The 14,260-nt window shown below is 43.8% G+C and carries 13 protein-coding genes; 7 read left to right on the top strand and 6 right to left on the bottom strand.

What is annotated here, in order from left to right; translation table 11 throughout:
• Window positions 1–1,671 (bottom strand): NACHT domain-containing NTPase (locus F6J94_RS18740; RefSeq protein ID WP_293043270.1); only part of this gene is annotated, 1,671 nt, incomplete at its 3' end.
• A gap of 17 nt (window positions 1,672–1,688) precedes the next feature.
• Here F6J94_RS18740 and F6J94_RS18745 point away from each other — a divergent pair.
• A complete protein-coding gene (locus F6J94_RS18745) occupies window positions 1,689–1,820 on the top strand; it encodes a hypothetical protein (RefSeq protein WP_269087018.1) in 132 nt (43 codons plus the stop codon).
• Between the two features lie 344 nt (window positions 1,821–2,164).
• A complete protein-coding gene (gene gloA / locus F6J94_RS18750) occupies window positions 2,165–2,593 on the top strand; it encodes a lactoylglutathione lyase (RefSeq protein WP_293043274.1) in 429 nt (142 codons plus the stop codon).
• Window positions 2,594–2,596: 3 nt separating this feature from the next.
• On the opposite strand, the gene F6J94_RS18755 is transcribed toward gloA, so the two are convergent.
• Window positions 2,597–2,770 carry a hypothetical protein gene (locus F6J94_RS18755; protein ID WP_293043276.1) on the bottom strand — a complete coding sequence of 58 codons (174 nt, stop codon included), beginning with the start codon at window positions 2,768–2,770 and terminating at the stop codon, window positions 2,597–2,599.
• A 90-nt stretch (window positions 2,771–2,860) separates the two neighbouring features.
• Between F6J94_RS18755 and F6J94_RS18760 the strand changes: the two genes are divergently transcribed.
• From F6J94_RS18760 to miaB, 4 genes are all read left to right on the top strand, one after another.
• On the top strand, window positions 2,861–2,989 hold the full coding sequence (locus F6J94_RS18760) for a hypothetical protein (protein ID WP_293043279.1): 129 nt from the start codon (window positions 2,861–2,863) through the stop codon (window positions 2,987–2,989).
• Window positions 2,986–4,413 carry a carotenoid oxygenase family protein gene (locus F6J94_RS18765; RefSeq protein ID WP_293043282.1) on the top strand — a complete coding sequence of 476 codons (1,428 nt, stop codon included), beginning with the start codon at window positions 2,986–2,988 and terminating at the stop codon, window positions 4,411–4,413. Before F6J94_RS18760 ends, F6J94_RS18765 begins: the two co-directional genes overlap by 4 nt.
• Before the next feature lie 564 nt (window positions 4,414–4,977).
• Window positions 4,978–5,124, top strand: a complete 147-nt coding sequence (locus tag F6J94_RS18770; protein WP_293019759.1) for a hypothetical protein — start codon at window positions 4,978–4,980, stop codon at window positions 5,122–5,124.
• 44 nt (window positions 5,125–5,168) lie between these two features.
• Window positions 5,169–6,515 (top strand): tRNA (N6-isopentenyl adenosine(37)-C2)-methylthiotransferase MiaB, encoded by a 1,347-nt coding sequence (miaB, locus tag F6J94_RS18775; protein WP_293019760.1) that lies wholly within the window; start codon window positions 5,169–5,171, stop codon window positions 6,513–6,515.
• 312 nt (window positions 6,516–6,827) lie between these two features.
• Here the strand turns inward: miaB and F6J94_RS18780 are convergent, their stop codons facing one another.
• Window positions 6,828–7,250 carry a hypothetical protein gene (locus F6J94_RS18780; RefSeq protein ID WP_293043285.1) on the bottom strand — a complete coding sequence of 141 codons (423 nt, stop codon included), beginning with the start codon at window positions 7,248–7,250 and terminating at the stop codon, window positions 6,828–6,830.
• Window positions 7,251–7,518: 268 nt separating this feature from the next.
• Between F6J94_RS18780 and F6J94_RS18785 the strand changes: the two genes are divergently transcribed.
• Window positions 7,519–7,668 carry a hypothetical protein gene (locus F6J94_RS18785; protein ID WP_293043288.1) on the top strand — a complete coding sequence of 50 codons (150 nt, stop codon included), beginning with the start codon at window positions 7,519–7,521 and terminating at the stop codon, window positions 7,666–7,668.
• Between the two features lie 852 nt (window positions 7,669–8,520).
• Here F6J94_RS18785 and F6J94_RS18790 read toward each other — a convergent pair.
• From F6J94_RS18790 to F6J94_RS18800, 3 genes are read right to left on the bottom strand one after another with little or no spacing between them, the layout of a single operon-like run.
• Window positions 8,521–9,972 (bottom strand): hypothetical protein, encoded by a 1,452-nt coding sequence (locus F6J94_RS18790; protein ID WP_293043291.1) that lies wholly within the window; start codon window positions 9,970–9,972, stop codon window positions 8,521–8,523.
• On the bottom strand, window positions 9,972–10,325 hold the full coding sequence (locus F6J94_RS18795) for a hypothetical protein (RefSeq protein WP_293043294.1): 354 nt from the start codon (window positions 10,323–10,325) through the stop codon (window positions 9,972–9,974). The genes F6J94_RS18790 and F6J94_RS18795 overlap by 1 nt, the downstream gene beginning before the upstream one ends.
• Window positions 10,326–10,336: 11 nt before the next feature.
• The gene (locus F6J94_RS18800) at window positions 10,337–13,873 is read right to left on the bottom strand and encodes a CHAT domain-containing tetratricopeptide repeat protein (RefSeq protein WP_293043297.1); all 3,537 of its coding nucleotides are present in this window, start codon (window positions 13,871–13,873) and stop codon (window positions 10,337–10,339) included.
• Between the last annotated feature and the right edge of the window lie 387 nt (window positions 13,874–14,260).

Raw genomic sequence — 14,260 nt, forward strand, 5'->3', positions numbered from 1 at the left:
TAGAGCAGATGCCGCACTTCTACGCATATCAGAGTCGTCATCATCCAGCAATTTAATTAAGGGGTCTATGGTGGTTTCTGTCCCGATTTCTCCCAAAGCATATGCCGCACTCCTACGTACATCATAGTGGTCATGATCCAGTAATTTAATTAAGGGGTCGATGGTGGCTTCTGTGCCAATTTTTCTCAGAGCATCTGCCGCAATAATACGCACATCATAGTCGTCATCATCCAGGTATTTACTTAGCTCAGGTATCGCTCTATCTGATTCAGTTATTCCCAACAGCTCAACCTTAAGTAACTTCGGAATCTCTAACTGAGCCACCAACCCAACAGTCTGCTCCTGAAACTCTGGTTTTACTGCTCCTGCTAATCTCGCTCCCAGTTGCCAATCCACTGCTAATCCTAACCTTACCACCCGCTGGGCTTCGGCTTCATTATCTACCAATTGCAGCATCAAAACCAGAGATTCTGTCCACTTCAAATAATTGAGATAGTTCTGTTGCAACTCCTGATCACTAAGACGTGGTAATTGCTTCAATAAATATTCTGCTGTATAGTATTCTTGGATCAGTTGGTGTCGAAACTCAATCAAATCTCCTGATTGTTGAATCAAGTGATAGTTGAGTAAGTCCTTTAGCCACGTCCTAGCGCGAACATCAGGATCGGTAAAATTATTATGACGTAGATAGTCAGTTAAAATTTCCTGGGCTTTTGTTTTGGGAATAGCAACGGTAATCTCTTTGGGATTATCCCCTGTTGTCATCACAAACCCTAACTGTTGCAGCAGGTCTGGCCAAAATTCTCTTGATTCCTCGGAAACGTTAACATCTTGCTTGATTTTTTCCGAATAGAACTGGGTAAATGAGCGAAACACTAACCCCAGATTGGACGGTATCTCTCCCTTATTTTGAAATAGGGAACATAACATCATCAATAGTAGAGGAGTTTCCCCAAGCTCCCGTAAGCGATTGCCCAATTGGTTAAGCATTTGCTCCCCCTGTTGTGGCAAATACTTTCGGACAAACTCCGACATTTGGGCTGCACTCAAGGGTTGCATTTCCAACTTCTTTTCAATCCCTAAGTCACCACCAACTCCTAAATCCCTAGTGGTGAAAATCATGGGAGTAGTCTTCTGGTATTTCTGCCGAAACTTAGTCAAATCCAGGCGTGCTGCTTCTGACGGTAGCTCGTTTACGCCATCGATCAGTAGCAATAATTGTCGATCAAACAGTAGTTTTTCGATCTCCTTCGAGTCCAGCGGTTGACCAAGATGGCTTTCTAGGAAATGCTTCACTAACTCCAACACGGATGTCTGGTAATATCGCAGTTCCACCAGTACTGGAATTTTGTCTTGTATCCCTTCATCCCCCAACAATCGCACTAAGGCTGTGGATTTACCGGACCCCGGACGTCCTACCAGTAAAACATGCTCCGCAGCATACTTCCGCAATCCTGCCAGCACAGGCAACCGCTCAGTTTCTTCCCGATTTTCGTCTATTTGTGGCTGCTCGGACTTGATGGTTTGCACCATCAGGTCAAAGTTAAACAGCCCAGGGGTTGCTTGCTGCTCCTTGCCCTTGCGGTCTTCGACATCGGTCAGGGTATAAACGTGCCACCATTGGGCGTACTCTTGACGGATTGATGCTAGATAGGGATCCCAAGTGACCATCTTAAGGTTGAATCGGGTTGAAGGTTAGTTGGTTTAAGGTTGTTCGCGTAGCGTGGCCAAAGGCCAAGGTTAGTTGGTTTAAGGGAGTAGGGAATCGGGAATCGGGAATCGGGAATCGGGAATCGGGAGTGGGAAAATGCGATCGCTAAATGAACTGTAGAATAATCAACTCTATTCTAGACACAAGAAGCTAGTAAACTCTGCCAGGTCTAGTAGAGAGACCTCCAAACCCGACCTTGATCAGAATTCGAGGGATAGCGCTGGGTTCTCAATTATATTTGAGATATCAAAGCAAAATGCTATAGCAATTCTGATACTCATCAGGTAAACAGGATTTCTTCCCGATTCCCGATTCCCTACTCCCTACTCCCTACTCCCTACTCCCTACTCCCTACTCCCTACTCCCTACTCCCTACTCCCTACTCCCTGCTCCCTCTAACAACTGCTATACAATAGAACGGAATTGGCTGATTCAACAGGAGACACTAAGCTAATGCGAATGCTACACACAATGCTGCGAGTCGGCAATCTTGAGGAATCGATCAAGTTTTACTGCGATGTCCTAGGCATGAAGCTGCTCCGTCAGAAGGACTTTCCAGGGGGAAAATTTACCTTAGCATTTGTAGGCTACGGGGATGAATCTGACAACACAGTTATTGAACTAACCTATAACTGGGGGGTTGATCAGTACAACATCGGGGATGCTTTCGGTCATATTGCCCTTGGTGTAGACGATATCTACCAAACCTGCAACCAAATTAAATCTCTTGGTGGTAAGGTAGTGCGGGAGCCAGGACCGATGAAGCACGGTTCAACAGTGATTGCTTTTGTGGAAGACCCGAGTGGATACAAGATTGAACTGATCCAACGCAAAGATCAGGAGTCTGCCGAGAAACCAGAAGCGACAGCAGTAGCTGGGTAATAACTATAGGGAATCGGGAGTCGGGAATCGGGAATCGGGAATCGGGAATCGGGAATCGGCAGTCGGGGTAAGACTAAAATTTACGGCGTTGCTGAATCTTCTTTTGAATAGGAGTAGAGTGGGCATCCTGCCCGCCCGACAATAAGCATGAAACTGGCAAGATGCCCATTCCACCAAGATGCCCATTCCACCTCACTATCAAGTAGAGTGGGCATCCTGCCCGCCCGCAAATAACCATGAAACTGGCAAGATGCCAGTTCCACCAAGATGCCCATTCCACCTCACTATAAAAATGTTTCCTATCTCCCCATCTCCCCATCTCCCTATCTCCCCATCTCCCTATCTCCCCATCTCCCCACACTCTTACCCCTGTTCCCTATTCCCTTTGAAAAATGATCACTCAAGCATCTACTACAAAAGGCTGGGCGAATGCGATCGCAAAACCCGCAACTGAATTTCCGCCTACTGCCCTCCCGGTCATCTCTGGCAAAATCCCAGAAGGGTTGCGAGGTTCTCTGTATAGAAATGGTCCTGGACGGTTAGAGCGAGGTGGTGTAACGGTTGGACATTGGTTTGATGGTGATGGGGCAATTTTAGCAGTACATTTTACCCCTGCTGGTGCCACAGGAGTTTATCGCTACGTCCAAACCTCTGGCTATCAAGCAGAAGCAGCTGCTGACAAATTACTGTACCCCAACTATGGCATGACAACACCAGGACCAATCTGGAAACGCTGGAGTAAGCCAGTTAAAAATGCTGCCAATACCTCAGTGCTACCATTACCTGATAAATTGTTAGCCCTCTGGGAAGGTGGTCATCCCCATGCCTTAGACCTGCACACCTTAGAAACCAGAGGCACTGATGACTTATCTGGCCTAGGCAAAGGAGCAAGCTTTTCTGCCCATCCCAAGATTGATCCCAAAACTGGAGAGATTTTCAACTTTGGACTGACCCCTGAACTTAATAGCAGACTCAACATTTACAAGAGCAACTCCACTGGCAAAATTATCCAACAAGGGTCAGTACAGCTAGAGGGTTTCCCCTTCATCCATGATTTTGTCCTCGCAGGGCAGTATCTAGTATTTTTTGTACCCCCAGTGCGAGTGAATTTCCTAAAAGTAGCTCTAGGTTGGTGCAGCTATGGTGATGCTATGGAGTGGCATCCAAATAAGTCAACCCAAATTATTATTGTAGACCGTGACAGCCTTAGTGTAGTCAGTCGCGGTGAAGCTGAACCCTGGTATCAGTGGCACTTCAGCAATGGCTATGTGGAGAAAGATGGCTTGATCGTGATTGATTTTGTCCGTTATGGTGACTTTCAGACCAATCAGTATTTGAAAGAAGTTCCCACTGGTCAAACTAAAACCAAAGCGAAAGGAACCCTGTGGCAAGCCCGACTCAATCCTGACACTGGTCAGGTAGTGCAGTTACAACAGTTGTTCGATAGAAGCTGTGAATTTCCTGTGGTGCCGCAACAGCGAGTAGGACAATTCTCATCTCATACTTATCTATCACTACATCGCGAAGTCGTCGATATTAGTAAAGAATTGCATGGTGCAATTGGATGTTTTGACCACAAAACTGGCACCTTGATTGTGGCTGATTTAGGGGAAAATCGCTATCCCTCGGAACCAGTCTATGCACCGGATAGCCTGAATCATGACCAGGGTTGGATATTAACAGTTGTGTATGACGGAAATTCTGATACCAGTGAAGTGATGGTATTTAGTAGAAACACCCTAAATCAAGAACCTATATGTCGTCTGGGATTACCAAAGGTTATCCCCTTCAGCTTTCATGGTCAGTGGAAATCCAGGTAGTAATATTTTTAATTTACCTGATAAATTAACCTGAACTGTAGCTATTAATTAATGCAGTATATAGCCATTTTTTTAAGGATAAAGGATTTCAATTTAAACAATCAGAAGTATCTCGTCGTCCGGTTCCTGGAGGACAACTTTCCTCCTCTAAAGCTAGTAATTGCTGTTCAACAGAATCAGACTGGTATCCCTTTCGAAAACTAGACTCACCTAGGTAAAAATTAATACCAACAGTAACTAGTAGAGTAGATAACAAGATATAGCTTTTAAAACCCATTGTGGTGACCTTGCTCAAAGTTTATACTCATTACTTCAAAACTTTCCCAGCAAAATCAGCAAAAAAAGTCAATAAATAGAAAAGGATTGTTTATAAGATAAAATCAACGTTTTTTTGCTAAAACAAATAATTGATTAACTTATTTTTATAAAAATTAAAACGATAAATTTAGGTATATTTGAAATAGTTTAAAAGTTAAAATCCGTGTATTTACGGATACTATTAAATAGTTAAACCAGGTAAAGTAAGCATAAAAAAATCTGGTTAATATAGCGTTTATCAGAGTAATGAAATACACAGGATTTGTTCCCTACGCCCTACTCCGAAGCTCCCTGCTCCCTACGCCCTACTCCCTGCTGCCTTTGAGAAATTCTATAGATAAATTCACCTTTGCCATAGGGATCAGAAAAAGGAGTAGGTTTGAAAATTTATAATTAGAGGAGATCCCCTGATCCAATCCTTAGCTGTTTAACGTAAGATGACCTCATTTCCCCGCCGCTACCATATCACCACCTTTGGCTGCCAGATGAACAAAGCCGACTCCGAGCGGATGGCTGGCATCCTGGAGGATATGGGCTTCCAGTGGTCAGAAAATCCCAACGAGGCTGACTTAATTCTCTACAACACCTGCACGATTCGAGATAATGCTGAGCAAAAGGTTTATTCCTACCTAGGAAGACAGGCAAAGCGCAAACACCAACAACCAGACCTGACCCTGGTAGTAGCGGGTTGTGTGGCACAACAGGAGGGAGAAGCACTGCTGCGGCGAGTTCCAGAAGTTGATTTAGTCATGGGACCGCAACACGCCAATCGTTTGGGGGATTTGCTAGACCAGGTATTTGATGGCAACCAGCTAGTTGCTACAGAACCAATTCATATTGTTGAAGACATTACTAAACCAAGACGGGACAGCAGCATTAGCGCCTGGGTAAATATAATTTATGGGTGTAACGAACGCTGCACCTACTGTGTAGTCCCCAATGTCCGAGGTTTAGAGCAATCCCGTACCCCAGAAGCAATTCGGGCAGAAATGGAGGAGTTAGGACGGCAAGGGTATAAGGAAGTCACCCTGTTGGGACAAAATATTGATGCTTACGGACGTGACTTACCAGGAGTGACTGAATCGGGGCGGCATCAGCACACCTTGACAGATTTACTGTATTATGTTTCCAATGTCCCAGGGATTGAGCGGCTCCGTTTTGCTACTAGTCACCCACGCTACTTTACAGAACGGCTAATCCGCGCTTGTCACGAGTTGCCGGAAGTGTGCGAACATTTCCACATTCCCTTCCAATCTGGGGATAACGATATTCTCAAAGCTATGGCACGGGGCTATACCCACCAGAAATATCGCCGTATTATTAATACCATTCGGGACTATATGCCCGATGCGTCCATTAGTGCCGATGCGATTGTGGGCTTTCCTGGGGAAACGGAAGCACAATTTGAGAATACCCTAAAACTAGTAGATGATATTGGCTTTGACCAGCTCAATACCGCTGCCTATTCTCCTCGTCCTGGCACACCAGCCGCATTGTGGGAAAATCAACTCCCTGAGCAGGTCAAATGCGATCGCCTTCAACGTCTTAACCACCTAGTTGCGGTAAAAGCAGCTGAGCGATCGCAACGTTATCTGGGACGGATTGAGGAAGTGTTGGTAGAAGACCAAAATCCCAAAGACAAGACTCAAGTGATGGGCAGAACCAAAGGAAATCGTCTCACGTTCTTCACTGGGGATATTAATCACCTGAAAGGGGAGCTAGTTCTAGTTAAAATTACCGAAGCTCGTGCCTTTAGCTTGACTGGTGAGCGAGTAGAGGAATAGGGAATAGGGAGTCGGGAGTCGGGAGTCGGTAGTCGGGAGTCGGGAGTTGGGAGTCGGGCGGGGGTAGGTAAACTACCCTGATCAGGTAGTTTACCTACCCCCTTAAAAATAGAAACTGAAACTATAGCAGTCGAAGTAAAGCTTAAAACATAATTTCTGCTCCCAGATCCGCTGTTTCCTATTCCCGATTCCCGATTCCCGATTCCCGATTCCCGATTCCCGATTCCCGATTCCCGATTCCCGATTCCCGATTCCCTGTTCCCTTTAAACCAAAAACTATGTCCTAAACTATACTTCCGCTATAGATATTTCCTAATCTTCCCGCTGGAAGAAGCAAACCACATCCCGTATGTAAAAATCGTTATAGAGGTCGCCAGCAGAGGGGTTTGGCAAATCTACGGCCTCAACCTCCAGCTCATTATCCCCATCCTTCAGGATTCCAGCACCAATGTTAATGATTTGGGTAAACCAATGATTGGGATTAGCTCCCTGGTAGGAGTAGATCTTACCGACACTTTTATCATTGATTTTGACCTCTGCATCACTGTCGGTTGCTGTCAATCCCTTAACCATCAACATCAGGATGGCAGCGCCGCCCTTGTAGCGTCCCTCTGTGTTGAAAGTCTTTTTCCAGAGGCTAGCACCACCATCGCCAATTCTGCGATTGATATCTCCCTGGATCACCACAAAGTTACCGGTGACTAGTTTAGTAGAAGCAGTTGCTTTCTGTTCCATACCTTGTTGCCTTCTTGTTTGTAATTATCTACTTATATCAAGTTATAAGCTAGTTGGTAAGCATATGCGCTACTTGAGGTGCTACTTGATATGCAATCAGCTATCAGCTTATGGGCTATGGGCACGCTTTTGTCAATTGTTTAAACGTTATCTTACACTCAAAGGTTAAGACACATTAGAATTATCCTGTTAGCATTCAGCATTCAGCTGTCAGCATTCAGCTGTCAGGTTTCCGTAACTCAAATTAAACTAATGTCTAACTCTTTTATTGAACGCACATCAAGTAGCCTCTTTCAGGGATGACAAGCAGCTCAGGATAATTACCCTTAATAAAAATCTCCCTATCTCCCTATCTCCCTATCTCCCTATCTCCCTATCTCCCCATCTCCCCACACCTCCCACCCTCTCCTTAATATAGCAGAAGTCAGAAGTCAGAAGTCAGAAGTCAAACTCTTGCGCTTACTTAGAGGATATCTGAAAAGTTTTTTGATATTGAATTTTGCCCCCCTAGCCCCCCAATTCTGGGGGGAACAAGAATCAATTTGCTGGTAAAAGTCCCCCAAAATTGGGGGATTTAGGGGGCTTGGATGTAGCAAATGAGACTTCTCAGACAACCTCTTAGGTTTGAGACTTTTGTCATGTCCGCGCCTGCCCTGGCGACTGCTATAATTATCGGTATTCAACCAGACTTGATATTACTGGGTGTGGGGTGTGGCCGGGAGCCGCACTGTTAACAAAAAGGCACCTATAAATTACTAGGTGCCTTGAGCAGACCAAAAACTATAAACTATCAACAACTATTGACTGAAGTTCCCCCGTACACATGTACTAAAGAAGTCCGAAAGTACTGCCAATTCTAGCTTTGAGGGTTGTATAACAATAGTATTACTGGGTACAGACTGACTTGGAAAACGGCTGAACCTATTGCTATGAATAAATTATAGCTTACTCGTGCATTGAAGGGTGTACAGTGTTGCCATTCATTTTAGCTTGTCGCGACAGTTCAATGCAACTCCTCCGCCATGTAAAAACTTGTTTTTGGTTAGCGTACGCACTACAATTAAGGGTAATTATCCCGACATGATATCAGAAGTCATAATAATTGATTGATTTTCCAGGAATTTTTCAGATAAATTGGCCAAAGAATCCACGAATCGTTCTGTCTCCTCCTACTAACCTGGCTGAATTCTTCTGATCACAACTGAATTATAGCGGTTATCATACTTATGAGGTACACAGGATTTTTTCCCTCTTCCCTACTCCCTACTCCCTACTCCCTACTCCCTGTTCCCTTTAGTACTAATTTTGATACCAGATTGATAATTCCATTTAGAATTAAAGCAGCGATAAAACCAACTCCAACATGAAATAGCACAAACACGACACTGTAAGTCAAGCAAGGTGTAACACCAGCGCTGGGGCAATCTAAGGATTCTTTCGGGTCGATAACAGACTCTACCGGTTTAGCATCGGTTTGGGACGAAATACCACTGACCGCTAAACCAGTACCGACCAGGGCAATCCAACGTTCTAATTGTTTTTCTCGCGCTTGATCAGCCTTCTCCTTATCTCTGAGGGCTTTTTCCAAAGCGCGATCGCATTCTGCCTGCTCAATGTCCACAATGCCTCGGATACTACCAAGCATCTGGTCAAATAGTTGCTGACCGGGTTTGAGATAATTCAGGTCGGTTTCAATCTGTTTTCGAAACCGTTTAGTTCTTTGGTTGAGGAAGTTTTCCAAAAACTTGATACTATCGTCTTCGAGACTATGTTCACGGATTTTGTTTAGCCAGTAGTCATAGTTGTGGTCATTGGTAGCGATCGCATTTTTGTGATCCTTCATGTCTCGCAGATAACCAGCATAGTCAACGGTCTTGGATGGCATGTCGGTCAGTTTCTGCTTCAGTTGCTCTAGCCGTGTGTCTCGCTGCGTTGCCAATTCCTTGAAATCTGTAACCTCTTGTTCCAGTTGGCTATAGAGTGCTCTAGTTTGGCGATAACACCAACGGGCTTCATGATAAGCAAACAGGATTTTACTGCGACAGCACAACAGATGGAAAAATGACAAAGACGTCTTTTCAACCAGGCTTAAGGTTTCTGGGTTACGGTTTAACCAGACCAGAAGGTGACATTGCTCCGTTGGTTTCTCTTTACCGTTGTCATAGGCAAAAATTGGGCTACCAAATAATTGCCCAGATGCCATAAACTCGGGTTTTTGGTCGGTTCCCTGGAAAAAACCATCCACACAGGCATCAGCTAACGTTCTATCCTCTTCGGGAGTGCCCACTGGTTCCCCATAGAGCACTAAGGTTTGTCCCAAGGAAGCTTGAATGTTGCTCGCTAGCAGGCACCCTTGGGGATTGAAGTGACTAAATTCACTGGCTGCAACAGTAGTATTCTGGCAAGACAGGGTTAGGTCAAGGGCATAAGTGTCATGAATTTTAACGGGATAGACCTGGACGGTTAGGGGAGAGCCTGGTAGTTGCAGTGGTGCAGTGTAGGTTAAGGTAGTATTCCCTGTTTGGCTTAGAGGGGATGGTATTTTTTCAGGTAAGGATTTCAGCTCTGGGATACCTAGGGGTTCGCTGAGGTTAGCACAGTGTTGCCACAACTGATCCGCATCCGGTCGCAACTGTTCCAGTTCTTGGCTTAAGTCTTGGCAGAGATGGAAGGCATAAAGGGTGACGCTGGGGTTTTTGAGTCGCAAGGCGGTATCAGTCATCAGCCTTTGGGATTTTTGGGTTTTTCGGTTTCTAGGGGAGTACTCTGACGGGTAGCGTTGCTTAGTTCTTCTATCAAGTTCTTTTCATGTTCAGCTTTAGTTTCAGGAGTGGGTAATTTGCCTCCAGCTGGCCTTTCATGACTTGGTTTCCTAGCCATTAAAGCCATCAAAGCATTATTAATGTCTGAGTGAGAAGCACACCAGCGAGTGATCGCATCGGCTAGCTTTTTAGTATCATTTCGGAATGAAGTAATTAATCCTTCTATTTCCGTTCGTTCTGAGTCTTTAAACAACTCAGGTTCGGTGTCCATTAGTTCTTTTAAAGCATATAAAAATTGATTTTCTAATGCCATAGTCTTAACTCCTATTTACCAATCGCAAAGAATGCCGCCCAATGAAATGGTGCCTCAAAGGGTTTATCGCTAGAATTAAAATTGTGAAATTTAGCCTTAATTACGTATTGATCAACAAGATTCAAAGGCAAATTATTAATGTAATCCTCTAATTCTGCTTTGGTACTATCCCGCAGCCAGAGTTGCGCTTGGTTAAGGGCAACTGCTAAAGGTATCTGCTCTCGCAGATTCTGATAAAATTTAATCATCAACAACGCTGTAGATAAATCGTTTACCTTCCACAAGCTACTAACTACTGCTGGACTCCCCGCCACTAGGAAACCACTGGGTAATCCAATGTATTCATCGCTGATGTTATTAAAGTCGATTAATCCTGTTTCACAAGCGGAAAGGGTGACCAAGCGACATTGTTCTAATTTTAACTCAAAGACATCATCGATAGTCAAACATTTCTCTAGGTCATATTTTTCATCTTCTACCCGTAAATAGCGCTCCGGATTGGGTTCAGCAGAGGTCGGTTGGGCATTGGCCAGAATTAGAGCTGATTTACGTGGTTCTTGGTAATTAAAGTAACCGTGACAGCTAAAATGTAAACAGTGGTAACTGTTGAGAGGGTTGCTATCGATGGCGGCTTTGGTAGCAGCGTTTTCCACGAGGACTTCTGTATCTGGTGGTGGATTGAAATAGCTTTGAATTACCTCTACTTCCATAGGAGTGTAAACTAAATCACCACTGGGGTTTTGAACCGCAAACAGGTGGGGAAACTCTTCTGGGCGTTGTCTGGTTTGAGTAAGTTGGAGTAGTTGACAGCTAGGGGCGTAACTTACCCCTGCTGGAAAGCGATCCATCAGAATTTTAGAGTTACCTTCTCCCTGCTGAGTGTTGATAGGTAAAGCATGAAGGGGCAACAAATGTAAATACTGATGGGGGATTAAAATTAAGCGATCACACTCTGGGGGAATCTGCTGAATGATGTCATCAATGTGCAGAATTTGCGCCAGGGAATGTAGACGGGTAGTGAGGTGCTTTGGGTAATGGTATTTTTTAGTGGAGTAGGCTTTTAAATATCCATTTGCCCAATCTACCAATTGACCTAAGTCTTTTAACTGAGAATGCCAAACTAGATTGCGGGTGAAGACGAAAGTGACCAGCTTATTCCGTGTAATGTAAAACTCGACAATGGCAGTGTGGTTATCCAACTTGTTCTGAAAGTGCTCAAACTGAAAGCCAGAACCAATAGGTAAATAGTGGTTTTTTACTTGATTATGCTGCTGTCGCAATGCTTGAAGACGTTTTGCTAAGGCTGTTGGGTTTTCAGCTTTGCCATCCTGAATTTGGTTTTGACCTCTGGCTATTTCATCCCTGTATTCTTTTAGTTGAGTGACAATATTTGCAGGAAAGATGCTTTTCAGTTCACGGCTGATAATCTCTTCAACTATATAGCGGTTTTTGCTTTGTTCAGCATAATCAAGTGCTTCAGTAATTTTATCTAAATCTACGCAAACTTCTACCATTATGCTATAAAGTTTGTTCCACTTTTCACGGTGTTTGCGCTTGCTTTCCTCTCCATAAACCATTTCCTCCTGCAAAGATTCTACGGTAGCAATGGCAGAGTTAAAGGTGGTGTAAGCTAACAGAGACTGCTTACTGTCTTGGTAAGCTATCCCTAGTCCGTACAAAGTCTCAGCATGCTCTTCGGGAAAAGCGTCACGGGTGCGTACTTCTAAAGCCAATTGGAAGCAAGCGATGGCTTTTTCTAGGTTTTGTGCTTTCTGACCTACGATTCGGTTACTGTAAGCACCACCTAGATGAGTTTGTGTCGTTGCCCACTCAATCGGAAATGCTTCAAAGGTAAAAACTCTAAGAGCCTGTTGTAAACAAGCGATATCCTCTTCTCTATTCTGTGATTTTTCACCTTTGATTCGGTCAGAGTAAGCATTACCGAGATTATTTTGTGTTTGTGCCCACTCAATAGGAAATCCCTCAAAGGTTCTGACTCTAAGAGCCTCTTGATAACAAGCGATAGCCTCTTCTATATTCTGTGATTTATCACCTTTGATTCGGGAATAGTAAGCATTACCGATATTAGTTTGTGTCGATGCCCACTCATAAGGAAATGCCTCAAAGGTATAAACTCTTAGAGCCTGTTGGTAACAAGCGATCGCTTCTTCTATATTCTGTGCTTTCTCCCCTTTGATTCGGTTACAACAGTAATCAATACCGAGATTATTTTGTGTTTGTGCCCACTCATCAGGAAATGCCTCAAAGGTATAAACTCTTAGAGCCTGTTGGTAACAAGCGATAGCCTCTTCTATATTCTGTGCTTTCTCCCCTTTGATTCGGTTACAGTAAGCAATACCGAGATTATTTTGTGTCGATGCCCAATCATAAGGAAAAGCCTCAAAGGTTAATACTCTTAGAGCCTGTTGGTAACAAGCGATAGCCTCTTCTATCTTCTGTGCTTTCTCACCTTTGATTCGGTTACGGTAAGCAGCACCGAGATTATTTTGTGTCTTTGCCCAACCTTCAGGAAAACCCTCAAAGGTAAAAACTCTTAGAGCCTGTTGGTAACAAGCGATGGCTTCTTCACTATTCTGTGATTTCTGACCTTTGATTCGGTTACGGTAAGCATTCCCGAGATTATATTGTGTCCTTGCCCAACCTTCAGGAAAACCCTCAAAGGTAAAAACTCTAAGAGCTTTTTTGGAACAAGCGATGGCATTTTCTATATTCTGTGCTTTCTCACCTTTGATTCGGGAATAGTAAGCAATACCGAGATTATCTTGTGTATTTACCCACTCATCAGGAAATGCCTCAAAGGTTAATATGATAAGAGCCTGTTGGAAACAAGCGATGGCTTGTTCTATATTCTGTGCTTTTTCCCCTTTGATTCGGTCACGGTAAGCATTTCCGAGATTATATTGTGTCTTTGCCCACTCAATAGGAAATGCCTCAAAGGTATAAACGGTAAGAGCCTGTTGGTAACAAGCGATTGTTTCTTCTATATTCTGTGCCTTCTGACCTATGATTCGGTTATTGTAAGCAATACCGAGATTATATTGTGTCCTTGCCCACTCAATAGGAAATGCCTCAAAGGTAACTATAAGAGCCTGTTGGAAACAAGCGATGGCATGTTCAATATTCTGTGCTTTCTCCCCTTTTATTCGGTCACAGTAAGCATTACCGATATATTTTTTTGTCAATGCCCATTGAATAGGAAATGCTTCACGGGTGAAAACAGTTAATACGACATCATAGCCAGTGATGGCAATTTCTATAGTGCTGGCTTTGTCACCCAAGGGGAATTCCCGAATTAGATTGCTGAAATTGCCAATAACTGCTGCTAGGGATTTTGCTTCATTTGCTTCCGCTTCTGCCAGCTTACTTGTTGCCCAATCCCGCAATTGCTCTGCTAACTTATGATTAATTTTATCAGTATTTTCTGCCAGTAATGGGTAAACTACCTGCGCATCACCCCTACTGTCTGCAGTTGCTTGTAGTACCTCTAAGAGAAAGTTAAGTTGGGTATCAGATGTATTGTCAGCCATTGCCATCCACTGCTCTACAATAGTTATTCAAAAAATAGACTTATTTAAAGCACCCTGGATTTACCAATCTTCCGCCATTGGCAAAACTGTCTGCTGCTATCCGTTAGGGAAAGGCAAGAGGCAGAACCTCGTCAATTATAGCATTCCTAAGAAGTCTGAAGTCTGAAGTCTGAAGTCAGAAGTCTGAAGTCTGAAGTCTGAAGTGGGTAGTGCTGTATTAATATCTAACATACGAGTACCCATTAACCGCAAACGAGTACCCATTAACCGCAAACTAGTACTCGTTTATCACATACCAGTACTCGTTTCTCGTTAACTAGTACTGGTGTATAACAAACTAGTACTGGTGTATAACAAACGGTTAGCCGTTTGTTATACACCAGTACA

Source organism: Moorena sp. SIO1F2 (genome assembly GCF_010672755.1).
Lineage (GTDB): Bacteria > Cyanobacteriota > Cyanobacteriia > Cyanobacteriales > Coleofasciculaceae > Moorena.

Coding starts and splice junctions, on each gene's coding strand:
- gloA (WP_293043274.1), top strand. CDS start 2,165: ATGCGAATGCTACACACAATGCTGCGAGTCGGCAATCTTGAGGAATCG.
- F6J94_RS18760 (WP_293043279.1), top strand. CDS start 2,861: ATGCCCATTCCACCTCACTATAAAAATGTTTCCTATCTCCCCATCTCC.
- F6J94_RS18765 (WP_293043282.1), top strand. CDS start 2,986: ATGATCACTCAAGCATCTACTACAAAAGGCTGGGCGAATGCGATCGCA.
- F6J94_RS18770 (WP_293019759.1), top strand. CDS start 4,978: ATGAAATACACAGGATTTGTTCCCTACGCCCTACTCCGAAGCTCCCTG.
- miaB (WP_293019760.1), top strand. CDS start 5,169: ATGACCTCATTTCCCCGCCGCTACCATATCACCACCTTTGGCTGCCAG.
- F6J94_RS18780 (WP_293043285.1), bottom strand. CDS start 7,250: ATGGAACAGAAAGCAACTGCTTCTACTAAACTAGTCACCGGTAACTTT.
- F6J94_RS18790 (WP_293043291.1), bottom strand. CDS start 9,972: ATGACTGATACCGCCTTGCGACTCAAAAACCCCAGCGTCACCCTTTAT.
- F6J94_RS18795 (WP_293043294.1), bottom strand. CDS start 10,325: ATGGCATTAGAAAATCAATTTTTATATGCTTTAAAAGAACTAATGGAC.
- F6J94_RS18800 (WP_293043297.1), bottom strand. CDS start 13,873: ATGGCTGACAATACATCTGATACCCAACTTAACTTTCTCTTAGAGGTA.